Here is an 18,943-nt window from a genome sequence, read left to right as displayed (position 1 = left end):
GACACGGAGAATCCGCATGAGGATGGCCTCAGGCCCGGTCCGGCCCGTCATTGGCGAGACGCCCGGGGCGCCTCGTGTGCTGTGGGTGGGCGTGGTGGGCGAGGCGTGGCTGTGTCTGTCGCGCGCCGCCCGGGCGCTGGGGTGTGAGCCGGTGCAGGCGGCCGTCGCGGGTGGAGTGGCGGGTGAGCCCTCCTCGCGAGCCCGGCCCCGGCTGGTGCTGGTCCACTGGCGGCACGTGCGTGAGCGTGGCCCTGGAGGGCTGGGGGGGCTGAAGGCGCGCGTGGGCGCGTCCGGCGCGCCGCTGGTGCTGGTGGCCGAGCCGGAGACGCCCGCGGAGGTGCTGGAGGCGGCGGACGCCGAGGGCATCGAGGACTGCCTGGTGACGCCGGTGAGCGAGGCGGCCGTGCGCGCCCGGCTGTCCGCGCTGCTGGGCAAGAGCCCCGCAGCCCCCGCGAGCGAGCGCTACAGCCCGCGCGTGGTGCTGCTCGCGGGCGCGGGCGGCGCGCGCACGTGGACGGGGCTGGGCTCGCTGCTGGAGGCCTGTGGCCATCACCTGCTGTACAGCGCCACCGTGGAGGGCGCCGCCTCGCGCGTGGAGGAGCACGGCGCCCGGCCCCACCTGCTCGTCGTCGCGGGTGACGGCGCCTGGGGTGGGGTGTGGGCCCGCGCGAGCGCCACGGCGCGCGCGCTCCTGGACGGAGTGCCGACCTTGTCGGTGACGCCCGCGGAGTGCGCGCGGGCGGGGGCGCTCCTGCCGCGCGTGCACACGCTCCTGGGCCGCGACGGCGCCTCGCTCCGGGTGGAGGAGCGGGTGCCCTTCTGCTGTCCGGTGGAGTTCGCGGAGGGCGAGAGCAAGGCCGCCCCCTGGACGTCGGGCGTGTCCTTCGCGATGAGCCCCGCGGGCCTCTTCGTGCGCACGCTGGTGCCGGCGCGCCCCGGCGCGGCGGTGACGCTGCGGCTGCACCTGCCCACCACGGGTGAGCGGCTGGAGTCCCACGGCGTGGTGGCGTGGGCCAACCCCTGCGCGCAGCGCGAGAGCCTGTGCGCGCCCCACGGCATGGGGGTGCGCTTCCTGGGCATGGGCCCTCCGCGCCTGATGCACCTTCGTCAGCTCTGCCAGGCCACGTCCCCCGCGTGAGCCCTGGTCCCATCGAGGAGACGTCATGCGGCGCAAGAAGGTCCTGCTCGTCGACGACTCGCACACGGTGTTGATGCTCCACCAGATGATGATGGTGGAGCGCGGCTACGAGACGCTCATCGCCCGCGACGGGCTGGAGGCGCTGGCGCGCGTGGAGGTGGAGGCGCCGGACTTGGTCGTGCTGGACATCCACATGCCGCACCTGGATGGCCTGCAGACCTGCCGCGCGCTGCGCGAGCGCGAGCCCACGCGCCACACGCCCATCATCCTGTGCAGCACGCGCATGGAGCCCGCGAGCGTGCAGGCGGGCTTCGACAGCGGCTGCACCGACTACCTCACCAAGCCCTTCGCGGGCTCGGAGCTGGCGGCGCTGCTCAACCGCTACCTGGGCTCGGAGCGCGGCACCCGCGGCGACTGAGCCTGGGGCCGGGCGGGCAGCGAGCGGCGCGGCAGCGTCACCGTGAAGGACGTGCCGTCCTCCTCGGTGGAGCTGACCTCGATGCCCCCGCCGTGCGCCTGGACGATCTCCCGCACGATGTAGAGCCCCAGCCCGTAGCTCATCTTCAGCGTGCGCGTCGTCTGCGGGCCGCTGCGGAAGGGCTCGAACAGGTGCGGCAGCAGGTGCGCGGGGATGGGCCGCCCGCCGTTGTGCACCTCCAGCACCACCTTGTTGCCGCGCGTGGCCCGGACCTCCAGCCGCACCGGCGTGTCCGAGGGGCCGAACTTCAGCGCGTTCTCCAGCAGGTTGCTGGCCACCTGCCCCAGCCGGTCCGGGTCCCACATGCCCTGCGTGTTGCCCTTGTGCTCCACCTCGATGACGCGCTCGGGGTAGGCCACGCGGAACTCGTGCGCCACGCGCAGCGCCAGGTCCTTCAAGTCCATGGGCCTGGGCTCGATGGCCACGCCGCCCATCAGCCGGGTGCGAGTGAAGTCGAGCAGCAGGCGCGTGAGCCGCTCGATGCGCACCGCCGCGGTGGCGATGCGCTGGCTGGTGCGCCGCGCGTCCTCGGCGGTGCCGGACTCGGCCATGACGCGCGACCAGTTCATGATGGCGCCCAGGGGGCTCCTGATGTCGTGGCTGACGATGCCCATCAGCTGCTCCTGGAACTCGGAGTGGCGGCGCGCCTCCTCCTCGGCCCACTTGCGCTGGGTGATGTCGCGGCTGATGCCGAACAGCCCCACCACCTTGCCGTCACCGTCGCGCAGCACGCCCTTGGTGCTCAGCCACACGCGCGGGCCCTCCACGCCAGGCTGCGCGTCCTCGTACGTGACGGTGCGGCCGAAGGCGAGCACCTCCCGGTCGTTGGCGGCGTTGACGCGGGCGACCTCGGGCGCGAACAGCTCGTGGTCCGTGCGGCCCACCATCTGCTCCACCTCGTAGCCCACCGCGCGCGCGCCCGAGGCGTTGATGAGCTGGTAGCGGCCCTCCAAATCCTTCGTGTAGACGGAGTCCGTCGTCCCCTCGTGGATGGCGCGGAACACCTCGCTGGCGCGGCGCAGCTCCTCCTTCGCGCGCTTCTCCCCGCTGATGTCCCGGCAGTGGACCAACAGCCCCCCGGGCACCACGCGCGCGCGCACGTCGAACGTCGAGTCCCGCTCCGGCCAGCCGTGCTCGAAGCGCGTGGCGGGCTGCTGGGTGGCGGGCTGCTCGAAGCGCAGGTGGCGGCGCAAATCCAGCAGCTGGGGGCACGCGCGGCGCACGTCGTCGCCGACCGTGGCGGAGCCCTCCAGCAGCTCCGCCATGCGCGGGCTCAGGTAGGTGAAGCGCCAGCCGGCGTCGAGCGTGAAGAACGCATCCGGCAGTCCCTCCAGGAGCGCATGCAGCGGTACGCCGGCCGACGCCTCGGAGGGGAGGGCCGGGGCCGGGGATCGCGGGCGCTTCTTGGCGGGGGTGGAGGGCATGCGTCGTGGGTTTTCGCGGGAGGAGCTGGAGGTCGAGGAGAGGAGGCGGGGCCGTGTCAGGAGGGAGGACAGGCTGCCTCGGGATTCTCCGGGCTCCTCGTCGAGAAGGTGCTCCGCGCAAAGGGGCGGCATGGCGCGGCGGCCGTCCCCCGCGCACGGGGTGACGTCGTCAGCGCGTGGCATCCCCGCGCTTCCGCGTGGGCCGAGGCACGGAAGGGGGTGGGCTTGAGTGCTGCGGTGAGGCCGAAACGCATCCGGGCAGAACCATACTCCGCTCCGTGTCTGGCGCGAGCGGCCCCCGCTGCTCCTTCCTCGCTCGGTGCGCTCCAGGTCCCTGCCTGCCGTTCCGAACGGCCGGTTCTTGCAGCGTGACTGCAATTCGGCCGGCCGGATGCGCCCGGGGTGAATGCGGGTTCAGATAACCCGGGAAACGGGGTGGGTCTGGGATGTGGCGTTTTCGTCTGGAGTCCGGAATCCCAGGGAGGTGGGTCAGTCCAGGTCGGACGTGATGAGGGGCGCTGTCCGGGAGCACCCGGCTCGCGAGGGTGGGGCGGCTCAGGCGGACTTCTTCTGCTCGGCGTCGTCCTCTTCGAAGAGGCGCTCCAGCTCCTTGCGGGCGCGGGCGGCGGCCTCCACCAGCCTGGCCTCGTCGCGGTGGAAGCGGGCCGTCTCGCGCAGGAGCTTCTCGTCGTGCTCTCGCAGGCGCTCCATGACGCGGTGGCTCTCGGAGAAGGTGAGCCCCATCGTCTGGAGGATGTCGCCGCCCAGCTCCATGCTGCCGGCGAACGTCTCCCGCATGACGTGCTCGATGCCCAGGTCCAGCAGCTGGTAGGCGTGCACGCGGTTGCGGGCGCGCGCGAAGATGACCAGGTGGGGGAAGTGCTCCTTCACCGTCTTCGCGGTGCGCAGGGACGCCTCCATGTCGTCGATGGCGAGCACGAAGACGCGGGCCTTGTCGGCGCGGGCGGCGCGCAGCAGGTCCAGCCGGGACGCGTCGCCGTAGAACACCTGGCTGCCGAAGCGCTTCATGAAGTCGATGTGCTCGGGGCTCGCGTCGATGGCGGTGAACCCGATGCGCTTGGCGCGCAGCAGTCGGCCCACCACCTGACCCACGCGGCCGAAGCCGGCGATGATGACGGGGTGGTCCTCCTGGGGCGCCACGTCGAACTCGCGCGTCTGGGCCTTCTTCTGGAAGCGGGGGCGGACGTGGCGCTCGTAGGCCGCGTAGAGCATGGGGGTGGTGGCCATGGACAGGCCCACGACGACGACGAGCAGGTCCGCCTCGTGCGCGCTCATGACGTGGAAGGAGACGGCGAGCGCGAAGAGGACGAAGGCGAACTCGCCGCCCTGGGAGATGACCACGCCCAGGCTGAGCGAGGGCTCGTTCTCCTTGAGGCTCAAGCGGCCCAGGCCGTAGAGCACGGCGCCCTTGAGGGCCACCAGCCCCAGGACGAGGGCGGTGACGAGCACGGGCTGCTCGACGATGAGGCGCAGGTTGACGCTCATGCCCACGGCGATGAAGAACAGGCCGAGCAGCAGGCCCTTGAAGGGCTCGATGTCGGCCTCCAGCTCGTGGCGGTACTCGGACTCGGACAGGAGCACGCCGGCGAGGAACGCGCCGAGCGCCATGGACAGGCCCACGGCATGGAGCAGGGCGGCGGTGCCCACGACGACGAGCAGCGCGGTGGCGGTGAACAGCTCCTGGCTGTGGAACGAGGCCACGGCGCGGAAGAGGGGGCGCAAGAGGAAGCGGCCCGCGAGCACCACGCCCGTGAGCACGGCCACGACCTTGAGGCCGGTGAGCCAGCCGGGCTCGGGTGACGCGGTGCTCGCGTGGCCCAGCAGGGGCAGCAGCGCGAGCAGCGGGATGACGGCCAGGTCCTGGAACAGGAGGATGCCGAAGGCGAGGCGTCCGTAGCCGGTGGTGAGCTGGTTGCGCTCGGCGAGCAGCTGGAGGGCGAAGGCGGTGGAGGAGAGCGACAGGCCGAAGCCCGCGATGATGGACGCCCCGGGGGACAGGCCGAACAGCCAGCTGACGCTCGCGAGCAGGGCGCCGGTGACGACGACCTGGGCGCCGCCGATGCCGAAGACGGAGTGGCGCAGGCTCCAGAGGCGCGAGGGTTGCAGCTCCAGGCCGATGACGAACAGCAGCAGCACCACGCCCAGCTCGGAGAAGTGGAGCACGTTCTGCACGTCGCCGATGAGCTTCGCGCCCGAGGGGCCGATGACGGCGCCCGCGACGAGGTAGCCCAGCACCGAGCCCAGGCCGAGCCGCTTGAACAGCGGGACGGACACCACCGCGGCCGCCAGGAACACCAGCGCCTGATGCAGGAAGGACATGAACCCGCTTCCTGTCACGGACGCCTGGGACGAGCAATCACAGCCACGGCGGCACGCCGATGATTCGACGGCAAAGCATCGGCGCTCCGGCCGGGCCCAGCGCACGCGCGCCTACTCGTCCTCCTGCTGCCCGAAGAGCAGGCGCAACAGCGGCAGGTCCTCCGCGTGGCCGAAGACATACACGTGGTCACCGGGCTGGAACACGGTGTCGCCCTTGGGCGCGAGCAGCTCCTGCCCACGCACCAGCAGCATCGCCGCCGAGCCCGGCGGGAAGGGCAGGTCCGCCAGCCGCTCGCCCGCCACCGCCGACGCCTTGTCGATGTAGAACGAGCTCAGCTCCCCCTTGAGCAGCTGCGTGGACGCAATCTCCAGCACCGCCTGGGGCGGCTCGGGCACGTTGGCCGCCAGGCCCAGCTTCTTCGTCACCCACGGCACCGTCGCCCCGGGGATGAGCCCGTTCACCACCACGATGAAGAACACGATGTTGAAGATGTCCCGCGAGCCCGGCGCGTTCGCCAGCACCGGGAACGTCGCCAGGATGATGGGCACCGCGCCCCTCAACCCCACCCAGCCCGTGTAGACCATCTCCCCGAAGGGGAAGCGGAACGGCAGCAGGCACAGGAACACCGCCAGCGGCCGCGCCAGGAACGCGAGCACCAGGCCCAACCCCAGCCCCTCCCACGCCACCTCCACCAGGTTGCGCGGATACACCAGCAACCCGAGCACCAGGAACATCAACACCTGCGACAGCCACGCCAGCGCGTCGTGCACGCGCAGCAGGCCCGTGCGGTAGCGGATGCTCTCGTTGCCCAGCGCGATGCCCACCACGTACACCGCCAGAAAGCCGCTGCCGTGCAGCAGCGTGGGCAGGCCGAAGGACAGCAGCGCCAGCGCCAGCGTCATCACCGGGTACAGCCCCGCCACGCGCAGCCGCAGGCGCTTGAGCAGGAGCCTCGCGCCCATGCCCATCGCGAGCCCCAGCCCCGCGCCCACCACCATCTGCACCACCGCCTCCACCGCCAGGTCCCACCCCGGCGGCTTGCCGCTCGCCAGCGTGTGCGTCAGGCCCGTGGTGAGGATGACGGCCATCGGGTCGTTCAACCCCGACTCCAATTCCAGCGTCGTGCCCACCCGCCGCTTCAGGTGCAGCCCGCTGCCGCGCAGCACGGAGAACACCGCCGCCGCGTCCGTGGACGACACGATGGCGCCGAGCAGCAGGGACTGCGTCCACCCGAAGCCGAAGATGAAGTGCGCCGCCGCGCCCATCAGCGCCGCGGTCGCCACCACGCCCACCGTCGCCAGCACCGCCGCCGGCTTCAGCGCGGAGTGGATGGCGGCCAGGGGCGTGTTGAGCCCGCCGTCGAACAGGATGAGCACCAGCGCCACCGTGCCCAGCCGGAACGCGAAGCCGTAGTTGTCGAAGGCGATGCCGCCCGGGCCGTCCGAGCCCGCCGCCATGCCCACGCCCAGGAACAAGAGCGCCACGGGGATGCCGAAGCGGCCGGATGCCCGGCTGAACAACACGCTGAGCGCCAGCAGCGCGCCGCAGACGGCGAGCAGGAACGCGGTGGGGAGCGGCTCCGTGGTGATGGGCATGACCGGGCGAGGACTCTAGCCGTCCTCGCCCCGTCTCAGGCGTCCAGTCGCGCGCGGGACGCGCTGGAGTGCGGCGCGGTGGACACGCCCGTCAGCGGCAGCGTGAAGGAGAAGGTGCTGCCCTCGCCCTTCGTGCTGCGCGCGTGGATGTGGCCGCCGTGCGCCTCCACCAGCCCCTTGGCGATGGCCAGCCCCAGCCCCGTGCCCCGGCTGGCCGCGTCGCGCGCCTGCCAGTACCGGTCGAAGATGTGCGGCAGCGCCTCCGGGTCGATGCCCGAGCCCGTGTCGCGCACGTGGATGCACACCTCGCCGTTGCGCACGGACACCCCCGCCTCCAGGTCTCCCCCCGGCGGGGTGAACTTCACCGCGTTGCCCAGCAGGTTGCCCAGCACCTGGAGCACCCGCGTGCGGTCGCACTTCGCGCGCACGTCGTCCTCGGTGGAGCGCGTGTGCAGGTGCAGCCCCTTGGCCTCGGCCAGCGGCCGGATGGCGTCCATCGCCTCCGTCACGAGCGCCGTCATGGAATGCTCGCCCAGCTCCAGCGGCAGCCCCCCCGCCTCCAGCCGTCCCCAGTCCAGCAGGTCCGAGATGAGCCGCGACATCCGGTCCGTCGCGTCCTGGATGCGCGTGGCCTGCTTGGCCACCATCTCCCCGCCCGGCCGCGCGCCCGGCCCGCGCAAGAGCAGCGCCGAGCCCAGCTGCACCACGCCCAGCGGGTTCTTCAGGTCGTGCGACACCACCGCGAGCAGGTCCTCACGCGCCCGGGCCGCGCGGCGCGACTCGCCCACCAGCCGCGCGTTGTCGATGGCCAGGCTCGCGCGAAGGCACAGGTCCTCCGCCAGCGCCAGGTCATCCGGCCCGTACCGCCGGCCCGAGCCCGAGGCCACGAACGTCACCGCGCCCAGCGTGTTCCCGCGCGCGCGCAGCGGGATGATCATGTACGAGCGCGCCTGCAGCGTGCGCAGGAGCGCCGGGTGCGCGGGCTCGGCCGCCGCCGCGCGCAGCAGCGAGTCCGTCACCGCCGGCACCAGCTCCGGCTCCCCGGTGCGCAAGACGCGCAAGAGCCCCACGGGCGCGTCGTCGCGCCGCTCCATGCGCTGGGGCAGCGCCGCCGCGCGCTCCTGCTGCGTCGGGTCCAGGCACGCCACCGCGACCCGCGACACCCAGTTGCCCTGCTCCAGCGCGTCCACCAGACACCAGTCCGCCAGGTCCGGCACCGCCAGGTGCGCCAGCAGCGTGTACATGCCGTGCGGGTCGGGCGGATGGGTGAACAGCGTCGTCATCGCCTGGTAGAGGAACGAGCGTCGACGCTCGGCCTGCTCCACCTCCGCGCGCGCCAGCTGCTCCAGCTCCAGCGCGCGCGAGTACACCGCCTCCGCCTCCGTCAGCGGCCGCGCCGTCACCAGCACCAGGCCCTGCTCGCTGTCGGACGCGGGCAGCGGGGTGAGCACCAGCGCGTGCCGCCGCAGGCCCGAGTCCATGGGCCAGGGCAGCTCCACCGTGACGCTGTCCCCCAGCGACGAGGCCCGCGCTCGCGCGGACTCCAGCCTCGCGGCGTCCTCGACCGGCAGGCCCAGCTCACTCCAGCTCCGGCCCACCAGCCCCTCGGGCCCCTGTCCGAAGGCCCGTGCGCCCGAGGCGCTCGTCGCCATGAGTCGCCCCACCGCGTCCAGGACGTAGGCGGGGTCGGGGAGCGCCATGAAGGCGGACAGCAAGGAAGGCAGGGATGTGCTCATTGGAACGGGGGGATGGGCCTGATGGGATATTGACACCCCTCGACACGAAGACCATTCCTCCGTGTCCAGTCAGGCTCCAAGATTTAACAAGCGGATATTATGGCTCACCCCGACTGTGCGCCTGCCCGGACGGCGAGCGTCAGTCGGGCGGGCAGCGAGGCCAGGGAGACGACCTCGTCCGCCAGCCCCGCCCCCACCACCACGCCCGGCATGCCGAAGACGACGGAGGACTCCTCGTCCTGCGCCAGCACCCGGCCCCCCGCCTCGCGCAGCTCGCGAATCCCCTCCAGCCCGTCCTGGCCCATGCCCGTCAGCACCACCGCGAGCGACTCCGCCCCATGCGCCCTGGCCACCGAGCGGAACAGCCACGTCGCCGAGGGGCGGAAGCCGTTGACGGGCGCCGCCTTGGACACCTGCGCGCGGCCGTCCTGGATGCCGAGGTGTCGGTCGTCCGGCGCCAGGTAGACGTGGCCGGGCAAGAGCAGCTCTCCCTCCTCCGCCACTCGCACGGGCAGGGGCCCCGCCGTGGCCAGCCAGGACGCCAGGCCCTGACCGAAGCCGAGCGCGATGTGCTGCACCACCAGCACGGGCGAGGGGAAGTCCGAGGGCAGCTCCGACAGCAGCCGGAACAGCGCGGCCGGTCCTCCCGTCGACGCCGCCAGCGCCACCACCGCCGTGCGCGGCGGCGACTTGCGGGGCGCGGGCGTGGCGGGAGGAGGCGGCACGGGCGCGGTGCCCCGGTCCGGCCAGCGGCGCACCACCTTCACCTCCGCCATGGCCTTCAGGGTGTCGCGCAGTCGACGGCTCTCCGCGTCGAAGTCCGGGGACTCGGGGCCCAGGGGCTTCTGGAGCACGGCGAGCGCGCCGGCGCGCAGCGCGGCCATGGACGTCTGGATGTCGCGCTCCACCAGCGTGGACACCACGACGACGGGGGTGGGCACCTCCGTCATGATCCGGCGCGTGGCCTCCAGGCCGTCCATGCGCGGCATCTGGATGTCCATCGTCACCAGGTGGGGCCGCAGCCGCTGGGCCAGCTCCACCGCCTCCACGCCGTCCTTCGCCTCGCCCACCACGCTCAGCGCGGGGTCGGCGCGCAGGATTTCCACCAGCAGCCGGCGGGCGGTGGGCGAGTCCTCGGCCACCACGATGCGCAACGGTTCAGTCCTCATAGCAGTCGTCTCAGGGTCTCCAGCAGGCTCGTCGGGTCGAACGCGCTTTTCACAAGATAGGCACTGGCCCCCGCTTGCAGCCCGCGCGCCTTGTCCTCGGGCTTGCCCCGGGCGGTGACCAGCACCACCGGCAGCCGCGAGAAGCGGGGGGAGGCACGCACGGCCTCGGTGAGCGCGATGCCGTCCATGCGCGGCATCTCCACGTCGAGCACGAGCGCCTCGGCGCCGACGGTCTGCAGCCGCTCCCAGGCCTCGGCCCCGTCCGCGCACGCCACCACGTCGTAGCCGGCGCCCTCCAGGATGCTCTGCTCGAGCGCGCGCGTGGTGGGCGAGTCGTCCGCCAGGAGGATGCGCCGCCGCGCCGCCCGGGCCGCCGGGGTGGGGAACAGCGCCGTGGAGGGTCGTCCCCCCGCGGCCCGCACCAGCGAGGCGGGGTTGAGCAGCAGGGACAGCCGTCCGTCCGGCAGCACCGCCGCCGCCGACACGTGACGCGCGCGGCGCACCCGGGGGCCCAGCGCGCGGACGAGGGCCTCCTGCTCGGCCAGCACCTCGTCCACCACCAGCGCGGCGCGCGCGGTGCCGGCCGCCAGCACCACCGCTCCCCGGCGCTGACGCGGAGGCCCCGCGGGCAGGCCCAGCACGTCCGACAGCGAGGCCAGGGGCACCAGCGCGTCCTCGGCCACCCAGGTGGGGCGGCCCTCCACGTCGCGCACCTCCTCGGGCGCCAGCCGCACCAGCCGGGCCACGCCCTCGCTGGCCAGGGCCAGCGTCTGTCCTCCGGTGGACACCAGCAGCACCCGCAGGGTGCTCAGCGTGAGGGGCACGTCGAGCGTGAAGCGCGCGCCCTTGCCGGGCTGGGTGGCCACCTCCACCGTGCCGCGCATCGCCTCCACCTGGGTGCGCACCACGTCCAGGCCCACGCCGCGTCCGGCGACCTCCGTCACCCGCGACGTGGTGGACAGGCCCGCGTGGAAGGCCAGCCGCGCCGCGTCCGCGTCGTCCTCGGGGACCTCGATGCCCCGCTCGAGGGCGCGCGCGCGCAGCGCCTGGAGGTCCAGGCCGCGCCCGTCGTCCTCCACGGTGACCTCCACGCGGCTGCCGCGCAGGCGCGCCGACAGCGTGACGAGCCCCTCCTCGGGCTTGCCCGCGCGCTCGCGCTCCTCGGGGGACTCCAGGCCGTGCGCCACGGCGTTGCGGACCAGGTGCAGCATCGGCTCGCGCAGGGACTGGAGCAGGGAGCGGTCCAGCTCCAGCGTGCCGCCCTGGATCTCCAGGCGGACCTTCTTGCCCTCGGAGCGGGCCACGTCGCGCGCGGCGCGCTCCAGCCCGCTGCAGCCTTCGACGAAGGGAAGGGTGCGCGCGCGGCGGACCTCGTCATCCATGCCGGTGGCCACACCGCCGAGGGCCCGCTGGTCCGCGGCCAGCTCGCGCGCCACCCGCGCCAGCTCCGTCTCCGCGCGGCGCAGCGCGGCCTCGCCGTCGGTGCCGCGCACGGCGTCGCGCACGCGGGCGAGCTCCTCGCGCACCGTCTCCAGCGTCTCGGCGCGGCCCTCCAGTCGCAGCGCGGCGACCCGCAGCTCCCCGCTGCGCGACAAGAGCGCGTCCAGCTTCTGCGCGGACACGCGCACCGGCAGCGTCGTCTCCAGGCCGGCGCCACCGGACGAGGACTCCAACGGCTCCGCGCCCGGAGCGCGAGAGGACCCCGCGTCACGAGAGGCGTCCGCACCGCCGGCGCCCGGAGCGCGTGAACCTCCAGCGTCGCGAGAGGACTCCGCACCGCCGGCACCCGGAGCGCGTGAACCTCCAGCGTCGCGAGAGGACTCCGCACTGCCGGCACCCGGAGCGCGTGAACCTCCACCGTCGCGAGAGGACTCCGCACCGCCGGCACCCGGAGCGCGTGAACCTCCACCGTCGCGAGAGGACTCCGCACCGCCGGCGCCCGGAGCGCGTGAACCTCCACCGTCGCGAGAGGACTCCGCACCGCCGGCGCCCGGCGGGCGTGAAGCGCCCGCGTCACGCGTGGAGGAGGGCCCGCTGGCGCCCGGCGCGCGCGAGGCGCCCCCGTCCCGGGTGGCATCCGCACCGCCGGTTCCCGGAGCCCCCGTGTTGCCCACGCTCCCGCTCGTGCGCGAGCCCTCCGACACCGAGGGACGTGCCGGCGCCGCCGCGTCCTGGGCCGCGCGCTCCAGGTCCGGCAGCAGCAACTCCAGCGGCGAGCCCGTCAGCTCCTGCCGCGAAGCCAGTCGCCGCCCCGCGTCGTCCAGCGCGTCCACGGCGGCGAAGCACAGCTCATACAGCTCCGGAGGCGCGGTGCGCCGGTCGCGCAAGGGCTCGAGCACCTCCTCCAGCCGGTGACAGGCCGTCTCCACCAGCAGGGCGCTGGCCGCGCGCGCGGCGCCCTTCACGCTGTGCAGCGTGCGCAGGAGCGCCGACACCCGCTCGGTGGCGGGCGGTGTCCCCTGCTCCCGCTCCAGCGCGAGCAGGTCGCGGTTGAGCGACGTCACATGTCCCTCGAGCTCCTCGAGGAACGTGGCGAGCAACGCCTGTGCGAGCCTGTCGCGGTCCATCAGCGGCCGTACTCTTCGAGCAGACCCTTGAGCTTCTGCCCCATGCCGTTGATGTCCTGCATGGCCCGCTCCGTCTGGCGCGACGACAACAGGCCCTGCTGCGTGGCCTGGTTGACGTCATGCATGGCCTGGCGGATCTGCGCGATGCCCGTGGCCTGCTGGTTGGCGGAGGCGGCGATCTGCGCGGCGGTGAGCGACGCCTGCGCGAGCAGGTCCGACAGCGTCTGGATGGTGGCGCCCGCCTCGGACACCACGCGGGTGGCGGTGGCCACGCTCTTGGTGCCCTCCTCGGTGGTCATCACCGCGCCGTGCGTGGCCTTCTGAATCTGTCCGAGAATCTGCCGCACCTGGCTGGTGGCCTTCTTGGACTGGTCCGCCAGCGCCTTCACCTCGGCGGCGACGACGGCGAAGCCCCGGCCGTTCTCCCCCGCGCGGCTGGCCTCGATGGAGGCGTTGAGCGCGAGCATGTGCGTCTGCTCGGAGATGTCGTTGACGGTGGTGATGATGTCGCCGATGGCCTGCGCCTGCTCGGCGAGCGCGAGGATGCGCTGGGCGATGGACTCCACCTGCTCGCGCACGGTGCCCATGGAGGACACGGCCTCCTCCACGGAGCGACGGCCGGAGCGGCCCACCTCCTCGGCGTGGCGCGCGGAGTCGCTGACGTTGCGCGCGCGGCCGGCGGCCTCCTCGGACGTCTTGGTGATCTCCTCGATGGTGCTCACCGTCTCCGTCACCGCGCTGCCCTGCTCCTGGGCGCCAGCCACCTGCTCGGTGGTGCTGGCGAGAATCTGCGAGCTGGCGCCCGCGAGCTGATTGACGAACTCCGCCACGGTGCGCAGCGTGTGCTCGCGCTGCTCGGACTGCCGGGCGATCTGCGCCTCGGATTGCTGACGGCGCTCGGCCATGTCGTTGAAGGCGCGCGCCAGCTCCGCCGTCTCGTCGCGGCCCTTGATGTCGATGCGGTGGGCCAGCTTCCCCGAGCCCAGCTGCTCCACGCCCAGCATCAGCCGGCGCAGCGGCACGGTGATGCTGCGGGTGATGACGTAGCTGCCCACGGAGACGATGAGCAGACCCATCACGGCGCAGATGGCGAGCACCCACATGATCTGCCGCGCGGCGGCCTGGGCGGCGTCGGCGTGCTCCTTCCAGCGCTCCTGCTCCTCGGCGAGCATCTCGTTGATGACGCCGCGAATCTGGTCCATCAGCTCCTTGCCCCGGTGCCCCCGGACGATGGGCAGCGCGTTCTCCAGGCCCTTGTCGCGGCGCTGGCGGATGCCCTCCTCGAGCAGGGCCAGCCGCCCCGTGATGAGCGGCTCCAGGCGCACCATGCGGTCGCGCTGCTGGCGGAAGGGCGCCATCGCGTCGCGCAGCAGGTTGATGTCCTGCTGGAGCGTGGCGACCGCCTGCTGATAGGGCTCCAGGTAGGAGTCCTCGCCGGTGAGCAGGAAGCCGCGCTGTCCCGTCTCCGCGTCGACGATGAGCGCGCGCACCTCGCGCACCAGCTTGTAGTTCTCGTGGGCCTTGAGCAGGCCTTCGGTGGTCTCGTTGAGCTGGCGGGCTCCCTGGAACGCGACGACGGCCAGGATGAGCAGCACAATCAATGAGAGTCCGAAGCCGACCGCGATGCGGTTCCCGATGTTCATACGACTCCTTCGTCGGACAAATCGAACACGAGGCGACTGTCACTCAGCAACGCGTCGCCCTCCAGCAAGAGAGTTCCATCCCTGTCGGCCGCGAACACCAGACCGCCGGCGGTATCCACGAGGGCCTCGGGGGTGGGCAGCAGGTCCAGGCTGGACACCTGGGTGACCTCCTGGACTTCCTCGGTGCGCACGCCCAGCTCGGCCCGGTGCGTGCCCACGACGAGCAGGGGGCCGGTGGCGCTCGACGGCGCGCGGCCGAAGAGCGGGGCCAGCTCGACGACGGGGAGCACCTCCCCGTGCAGCAGCGTGAGGCCGCGCAGGGCGGCGGGGGCGCCGGGCAGGGGGATGACCTCCGCGGAGCGGACGACCTCGAGCACGAACCGGGACTCCAGGGCGTAGGTCTGGCCGGAGGCGCCAAAGCGCACCACCTCGCGCAGGGTGTCCGGGGCGAGGTCGGGCGTGAGGGGGCGGCCGAGGGCGCGGGCGCGCTCGTCGAGCAGCGCGGCCTCCTCCTCGGGGGTGAGGTCGCCCTGGGCCTCGCGAGAGGACTCCAGCTCGGCGAGCCGGGCCCGGACGGCGGTCCAGTCGATGTTCTTGGAGTGCGGCATCAGGAGCCTTCCATGCGGACGCGCTCGTCGCGGGCGGCGCGTGCCAGCTCACGTGCGCGCTCGCCCTCCGCGAGTGGCACGGCGGTGTCGGGGGGCAGGGCCTCGCAGAGCGTCTCGGCCTCGCGCAGGGCCTTCCGGGCGCCGGGGAGGTCGCCGAGCCGGCGCAGCACGCGTCCGAGGACGAGCCAGGCGACGGCGAGGGTGGGCTCCAGGTAGAGGGCCTGACGGACGGCGCGCTCGGCGTCGGGGAGGCGGCCCTGGCCGAGGAGGAGGAGGGCTTCGAGGTAGCGCAGGCCGGGCACGAGCGGATGGCGGGTGGCGGCCTCGGCGCTGACGTAGAGGGCGGCCTGGGCATCCAGGTTGGCGATGGCGCGCACGGCGGTGGTGGCGATGTCCGGGTCGGGGTCCAGCGCGCCCAACCGTGTCGCGGCCTCGCGCCAGTCGCCGCGCTCCAGTGCGCGACGGGCGGTGGACAGCTCCGCGGGATTGAGGACCCGGGGGTGGGGGCCACGAGGCGCGGAGCCCTGCGTGTTCGCACCGGAAACCGTGGCCGCGGACGAGGCGCCCGGTCCGCGGTTGACTGCGCCCGCCTGACCTGGCAACGCGCCCGCGGAGCCGGCATCCTGCGCGGAGCCTGGCCCGCGCTGGAACGCACCGGCATCGCCTGTCGCGGCGCCGGCATCGCGCGCAGAGCCCTGCTCGCGCTGAAACGCGCCCGCATCGTACGGAGCGCCCGGCCCGCGCGGAAACGCGCCACCCTGTCCCGCGCCACCCGCCTCGGGATGAGCGCCCGAGCCCTGCGCCCAGGCGCCGCCCACGGGCTGCGACGGCCACGTTTCATGCGGTGCCCGAGCCCCATGACCCTCATGTGCCGCACCCGCCGGGTGCGCGCCGAACGGCGCCCCATCGGGAACGGCCACGGTGGTGCCGGGAGGAAGCCGCCGATAGAACACGCCCCACTCGGTGAGGATGGGCTCCAGCGGAGCGAGCCCTCCGAGCGGCGGGTCCGAGGGACCGGTGAACAGACACCCTCCCTCCGCCAGCGACGCATGGAGGCGGCGGGCCACGGCCTCGATGGTGGCGTCGTTGAAGTAGATGAGGACGTTGCGACAGAACACGACATCCAGCCGCCAGATGCCGGAGTCGGGCGAGGGCCACGTGTCGAGCGCGAGGTTCAGGTAGCTGAAGCGCACGTGCTGTTTCACATCCGGCGCCAGGATGTACTGGCGGCCCTCGGGGCGCAGGTGCGCGCGCATCCGCTCGGCCCAGGGGCCCCGAAGGGACCACTCGCCGTAGTGCGCGCGCCGTGCGCGAGCGAGCGCCGTGCGCGACACGTCCGTGGCGAGCACCGTCATGTGCTGGCCCCAGCCCTCGTTCATCATCAGGGCCGCCAGCGAGTACGGCTCCTCGCCGGACGAGCACGCCGCGCTCCACAGGCGCGCGCTGTAGTCCTGTCCATGGCGCTCGCGCAGACCGGGGAGCACGACGCGGCGCAGGTGCTCGAAGTGCTCGGGGGTGCGGAAGAAGTACGTCTCACCGATGGTGAGCTCGGTGAGCAGGTCGTCCATCGCGGCCGCGTCATCGCTGATGCGCAGGCGATAGGTCTCGAAGTCCCGGACGCCGGCGCGAGCCATGGCGCGGCTGATGCCCTCCTCGGCGGAGGCGGGGCAGGAGGGTGGAGCGAGCCCCGCGCGCTCCTCGACGAGCGCGAGCACGGCGGGAAAGCCCGGATGGCTCCACGGCCCTTGCCTCACGCACGCTCCGTCGAGGACGCGAGCGCCGCGTCCAGGGCCAGGGACTCGGCCTCGGAGAGGAACCCGCGCAGGTCGTGGACCAGGACCAGGCCGTCCTCCAGCTTGGCGGCGCCGGTGACGTAGCCGACGCCGGGCAGCTCGCGGGGCGTCTCGTCCCACTCCTCGGGTGCGACCACCCGCAGGCCCTCGGCGCGGTCCACGCGCAGGGCGACCTGTCGGGGGCCGGCCTGGGCGATGATGAGGTGGTCGAAGGAGGACAGGGGCCGGGCGGGGTGCCGGAAGCGCCGGCGCAGGTCGAGCACGGGGAGCAGCTGGCCGTGCAGGTTGAGCAGTCCCTCGACGACATCCGGTGCTTGGGGCAGGGGTGTCAGGCGCACGGCGCGCACCAGCTCACGCACGTCCTCGGTGGGGAGGCCGTAGCGTTGACCTGCCAGGGTGAACAGCAGCACCTCTCGCGGAGCGGACACCATGCAAGGGAGGACATAGACGCTGGTTTGCGGGCTGTCGAACCCGGCGTGGACCCCGCACGTCCTCTGTCCACCAGTGCCCAATGGCGCAAGCCCCGTGTCTCACCGCCCGTGTCCCCCTGTCTCCCGGAGGAGTGGGCCGGCGAGCCCGCCCCCAGGGGAAGGGGCCCCCGGAGCGCTGGACCTGTGAGAGCCTCCTTCGCGCATCCCCGTGAGCGAGCCACCCCTGTCCCCGCGCCTCTTCGATTCCCCGCCCCTGCCCGGAGAGGTGCCCCCGCGTCTGCCCAGCCCCTTCGCGCCCGGGGCGCCCGGGCCGCTCGCCCGGAGGGCCGCCGAGATGCTCCGTCAGCGCCTCGAGTTCGAGGCCCCTCGCTGGGAGTCCCTGTGGCGTCCGGGTGGAGGAAAGATGTTCGGCGTCCTGGTCGTCTCCACGCCGGAAGGGCCACCAGGCTTCCTGAGCGCCTTCTCAGGGATGCTCGGAGGCCGCTGGGAGGTGGACGGCTTCGCGCCCCCACTCTTCGACTTGAGCGCGCGAAAGACCTTCCTGCCCCGGGGCGAAGTGGAGCTGGCCGAGCTGGGCCACCGTCTGCGCGAGCTCTCCAGGGACCATGAGCGCGCCGTCCTGGACTCGGGGCCCTCCAGCGCCCAGGCACGAGCGCTCAGCGAACGTCGAGACGCCCTGTCCCATGAACGCGCGGAGCGCTCACGGGCCCTGTGGCACCGGCTCACCTGGGACTATGACATCCCCAACGCGCGAGGAGGCCGGGTCCCCCTGGCGAGCCTGTTCGACCCGCGTCCCGTCCCCGGAGGCGCGGGGGAGTGCGCGGCGCCCAAGCTGCTGGCGCAGGCCTACCGTCATGGCCTGAAGCCCCTCGCGCTCGCGGAGTTCTGGTGGGGCGCACAGCCCGAGGGCGGCGGCCGGGTCTCCGGGGCGTACTACCCGGCGTGTGACAGCAAGTGCCGCGTGGTCCTCGGCTTCATGCTGGAGGGGCTCGACGTGGACCCCGCTCCGCCGCTCCCCACCGGAGGCGCGGTGAGGGTGGTGCACGAGGACGCGGCATTGCTCGTGGTGGACAAGGACGCGGGGCTCGCCTCGGTGCCGGGGCGTCATGCCCCGGGCCGGGACTCCGTGCTCGTCCGCCTCCAGTCGCGCTACCCCGAGCTGACCTCCGCGCATTTCCTCCACGCGCTGGACGCGGAGGTCTCCGGCCTCCAGGTGCTCGCGCGGGACGTCGAGACGCGGGCCGCGCTCCAGCGCCAGCTCTCGCGGGGGGAAGCGGAGCATCGCCATGTCGCCTGGGTCGAAGGGGGACTCCCGGGCACGGAGGGCCGAATCGACCTGCCGCTGCGAGGCACCACCTCCGGCGCGCTCGAGTCCCTGGCGGGGCGCGCCCACGGCAAGCACGCGGTGACGGACTGGCGTGTCGTGGAGTCACACGCGGGCCGCACGCGCGTATGGCTCTGGCCGAGGACGCGCCACGCCTGGCAGCTGCGCATCCACACCGCGCATCCCGAGGGGCTCGGTGCCCCCATCGTCGGAGACACCCGCTTCGGGAGCGAAGCCGGGCCCTGGCGATTGCACGCCGAGGGACTCGTCTTCACGCATCCGCGCACGCAGGCCCGCCAGGACTTCTCCATCCCCGCCCCCTTCTGACGGAGGAACCCTCACGTCGAGGCCGGGCGACGCGCCCAGCCGCCCATCCTCCAAGGACAGTGTTCACGGGGCCGGCACATGGCTCACCCCGGGGGCTCGTTTCATGAACGCGCCACGCGGGACCTGTCTTTCAGCGCTCGGAAGGGTTGGACGAGGGGCCAGGTTCGGCGCGGGGAACAGGGGGACCGGTGCGGCGCTGTCTGCCATTGCGAGCCCCTTCGTGAAACGAAAACGGGCCCGGTGGAACACACCGGGCCCGTCCTGATGTCTCACGCGGCGAAGCGACTTCAGCCGCCGAGCGCCACGTTCTCCAGCACGCCCAGCGCGTCGGGGACGAGCACGGCGGCGGAGTAGTAGGTGCTCACCAGG

The 18,943-nt window shown here is 73.2% G+C and carries 14 protein-coding genes; 3 read left to right on the top strand and 11 right to left on the bottom strand.

The window, feature by feature from the left end; translation table 11 throughout:
• Nucleotides 1-16: 16 nt before the first annotated feature.
• Both K8640_RS40145 and K8640_RS40140 read left to right on the top strand, forming a co-directional pair.
• Entirely contained in the window at nt 17-1,138 is a 1,122-nt protein-coding gene (locus K8640_RS40145; RefSeq protein ID WP_223751902.1) for a PilZ domain-containing protein, read from the top strand.
• A gap of 25 nt (nt 1,139-1,163) precedes the next feature.
• Complete coding sequence (locus tag K8640_RS40140; protein ID WP_141330647.1) at nt 1,164-1,556, top strand: response regulator; 393 nt, start codon at nt 1,164-1,166, stop codon at nt 1,554-1,556.
• Here the strand turns inward: K8640_RS40140 and K8640_RS40135 are convergent.
• From K8640_RS40135 to K8640_RS40090, 10 genes are all read right to left on the bottom strand, one after another.
• Nucleotides 1,520-3,040 carry an ATP-binding protein gene (locus tag K8640_RS40135; RefSeq protein WP_223751901.1) on the bottom strand — a complete coding sequence of 507 codons (1,521 nt, stop codon included), beginning with the start codon at nt 3,038-3,040 and terminating at the stop codon, nt 1,520-1,522. The genes K8640_RS40140 and K8640_RS40135 overlap by 37 nt on opposite strands.
• Before the next feature lie 555 nt (nt 3,041-3,595).
• On the bottom strand, nt 3,596-5,380 hold the full coding sequence (locus tag K8640_RS40130) for a monovalent cation:proton antiporter-2 (CPA2) family protein (protein WP_223751900.1): 1,785 nt from the start codon (nt 5,378-5,380) through the stop codon (nt 3,596-3,598).
• A 111-nt stretch (nt 5,381-5,491) separates the two neighbouring features.
• The gene (locus K8640_RS40125) at nt 5,492-6,976 is read right to left on the bottom strand and encodes a potassium/proton antiporter (protein ID WP_223751899.1); all 1,485 of its coding nucleotides are present in this window, start codon (nt 6,974-6,976) and stop codon (nt 5,492-5,494) included.
• 35 nt (nt 6,977-7,011) lie between these two features.
• Nucleotides 7,012-8,676, bottom strand: coding sequence for an ATP-binding protein (locus tag K8640_RS40120; protein WP_223751898.1), 1,665 nt, complete (start codon nt 8,674-8,676; stop codon nt 7,012-7,014).
• Nucleotides 8,677-8,816: 140 nt separating this feature from the next.
• Nucleotides 8,817-9,881: a chemotaxis-specific protein-glutamate methyltransferase CheB gene (gene cheB, locus K8640_RS40115; protein WP_223751897.1), complete on the bottom strand. Its 1,065-nt coding sequence runs from the start codon at nt 9,879-9,881 to the stop codon at nt 8,817-8,819.
• Nucleotides 9,878-12,448 carry a hybrid sensor histidine kinase/response regulator gene (locus tag K8640_RS40110; RefSeq protein WP_223751896.1) on the bottom strand — a complete coding sequence of 857 codons (2,571 nt, stop codon included), beginning with the start codon at nt 12,446-12,448 and terminating at the stop codon, nt 9,878-9,880. The genes cheB and K8640_RS40110 overlap by 4 nt, the downstream gene beginning before the upstream one ends.
• Nucleotides 12,448-14,091, bottom strand: coding sequence for a methyl-accepting chemotaxis protein (locus K8640_RS40105; protein WP_223751895.1), 1,644 nt, complete (start codon nt 14,089-14,091; stop codon nt 12,448-12,450). Before K8640_RS40105 ends, K8640_RS40110 begins: the two co-directional genes overlap by 1 nt.
• A complete protein-coding gene (locus K8640_RS40100) occupies nt 14,088-14,699 on the bottom strand; it encodes a chemotaxis protein CheW (protein ID WP_223751894.1) in 612 nt (203 codons plus the stop codon). Before K8640_RS40100 ends, K8640_RS40105 begins: the two co-directional genes overlap by 4 nt.
• Nucleotides 14,699-16,453: a CheR family methyltransferase gene (locus K8640_RS40095; protein ID WP_223751893.1), complete on the bottom strand. Its 1,755-nt coding sequence runs from the start codon at nt 16,451-16,453 to the stop codon at nt 14,699-14,701. The genes K8640_RS40100 and K8640_RS40095 overlap by 1 nt, the downstream gene beginning before the upstream one ends.
• Nucleotides 16,450-16,923 carry a chemotaxis protein CheW gene (locus K8640_RS40090; RefSeq protein ID WP_141332646.1) on the bottom strand — a complete coding sequence of 158 codons (474 nt, stop codon included), beginning with the start codon at nt 16,921-16,923 and terminating at the stop codon, nt 16,450-16,452. Before K8640_RS40090 ends, K8640_RS40095 begins: the two co-directional genes overlap by 4 nt.
• A 334-nt stretch (nt 16,924-17,257) precedes the next feature.
• Here K8640_RS40090 and K8640_RS40085 point away from each other — a divergent pair, with 334 nt between their 5' ends.
• Nucleotides 17,258-18,574, top strand: coding sequence for an RluA family pseudouridine synthase (locus K8640_RS40085; RefSeq protein ID WP_223751892.1), 1,317 nt, complete (start codon nt 17,258-17,260; stop codon nt 18,572-18,574).
• 287 nt (nt 18,575-18,861) lie between these two features.
• Here K8640_RS40085 and K8640_RS40080 read toward each other — a convergent pair.
• Nucleotides 18,862-18,943 (bottom strand): hypothetical protein (locus K8640_RS40080; protein WP_223751941.1); only part of this gene is annotated, 82 nt, incomplete at its 5' end.

This window comes from Myxococcus sp. XM-1-1-1, from assembly GCF_020037095.1.
Taxonomy (GTDB): Bacteria; Myxococcota; Myxococcia; order Myxococcales; family Myxococcaceae; genus Myxococcus; species Myxococcus fulvus.
This window is presented reverse-complemented; position numbering and strand designations above follow the sequence as displayed.

What these genes read in the sequence shown, in the direction of transcription:
- K8640_RS40145 (WP_223751902.1), top strand. Translation starts at nt 17, where the DNA reads ATGAGGATGGCCTCAGGCCCGGTCCGGCCCGTCATTGGCGAGACGCCC.
- K8640_RS40140 (WP_141330647.1), top strand. Translation starts at nt 1,164, where the DNA reads ATGCGGCGCAAGAAGGTCCTGCTCGTCGACGACTCGCACACGGTGTTG.
- K8640_RS40135 (WP_223751901.1), bottom strand. Translation starts at nt 3,040, where the DNA reads ATGCCCTCCACCCCCGCCAAGAAGCGCCCGCGATCCCCGGCCCCGGCC.
- K8640_RS40130 (WP_223751900.1), bottom strand. Translation starts at nt 5,380, where the DNA reads ATGTCCTTCCTGCATCAGGCGCTGGTGTTCCTGGCGGCCGCGGTGGTG.
- K8640_RS40125 (WP_223751899.1), bottom strand. Translation starts at nt 6,976, where the DNA reads ATGCCCATCACCACGGAGCCGCTCCCCACCGCGTTCCTGCTCGCCGTC.
- K8640_RS40120 (WP_223751898.1), bottom strand. Translation starts at nt 8,676, where the DNA reads ATGGCGCTCCCCGACCCCGCCTACGTCCTGGACGCGGTGGGGCGACTC.
- cheB (WP_223751897.1), bottom strand. Translation starts at nt 9,881, where the DNA reads ATGAGGACTGAACCGTTGCGCATCGTGGTGGCCGAGGACTCGCCCACC.
- K8640_RS40110 (WP_223751896.1), bottom strand. Translation starts at nt 12,448, where the DNA reads ATGGACCGCGACAGGCTCGCACAGGCGTTGCTCGCCACGTTCCTCGAG.
- K8640_RS40105 (WP_223751895.1), bottom strand. Translation starts at nt 14,091, where the DNA reads ATGAACATCGGGAACCGCATCGCGGTCGGCTTCGGACTCTCATTGATT.
- K8640_RS40100 (WP_223751894.1), bottom strand. Translation starts at nt 14,699, where the DNA reads ATGCCGCACTCCAAGAACATCGACTGGACCGCCGTCCGGGCCCGGCTC.
- K8640_RS40090 (WP_141332646.1), bottom strand. Translation starts at nt 16,923, where the DNA reads ATGGTGTCCGCTCCGCGAGAGGTGCTGCTGTTCACCCTGGCAGGTCAA.
- K8640_RS40085 (WP_223751892.1), top strand. Translation starts at nt 17,258, where the DNA reads ATGCTCCGTCAGCGCCTCGAGTTCGAGGCCCCTCGCTGGGAGTCCCTG.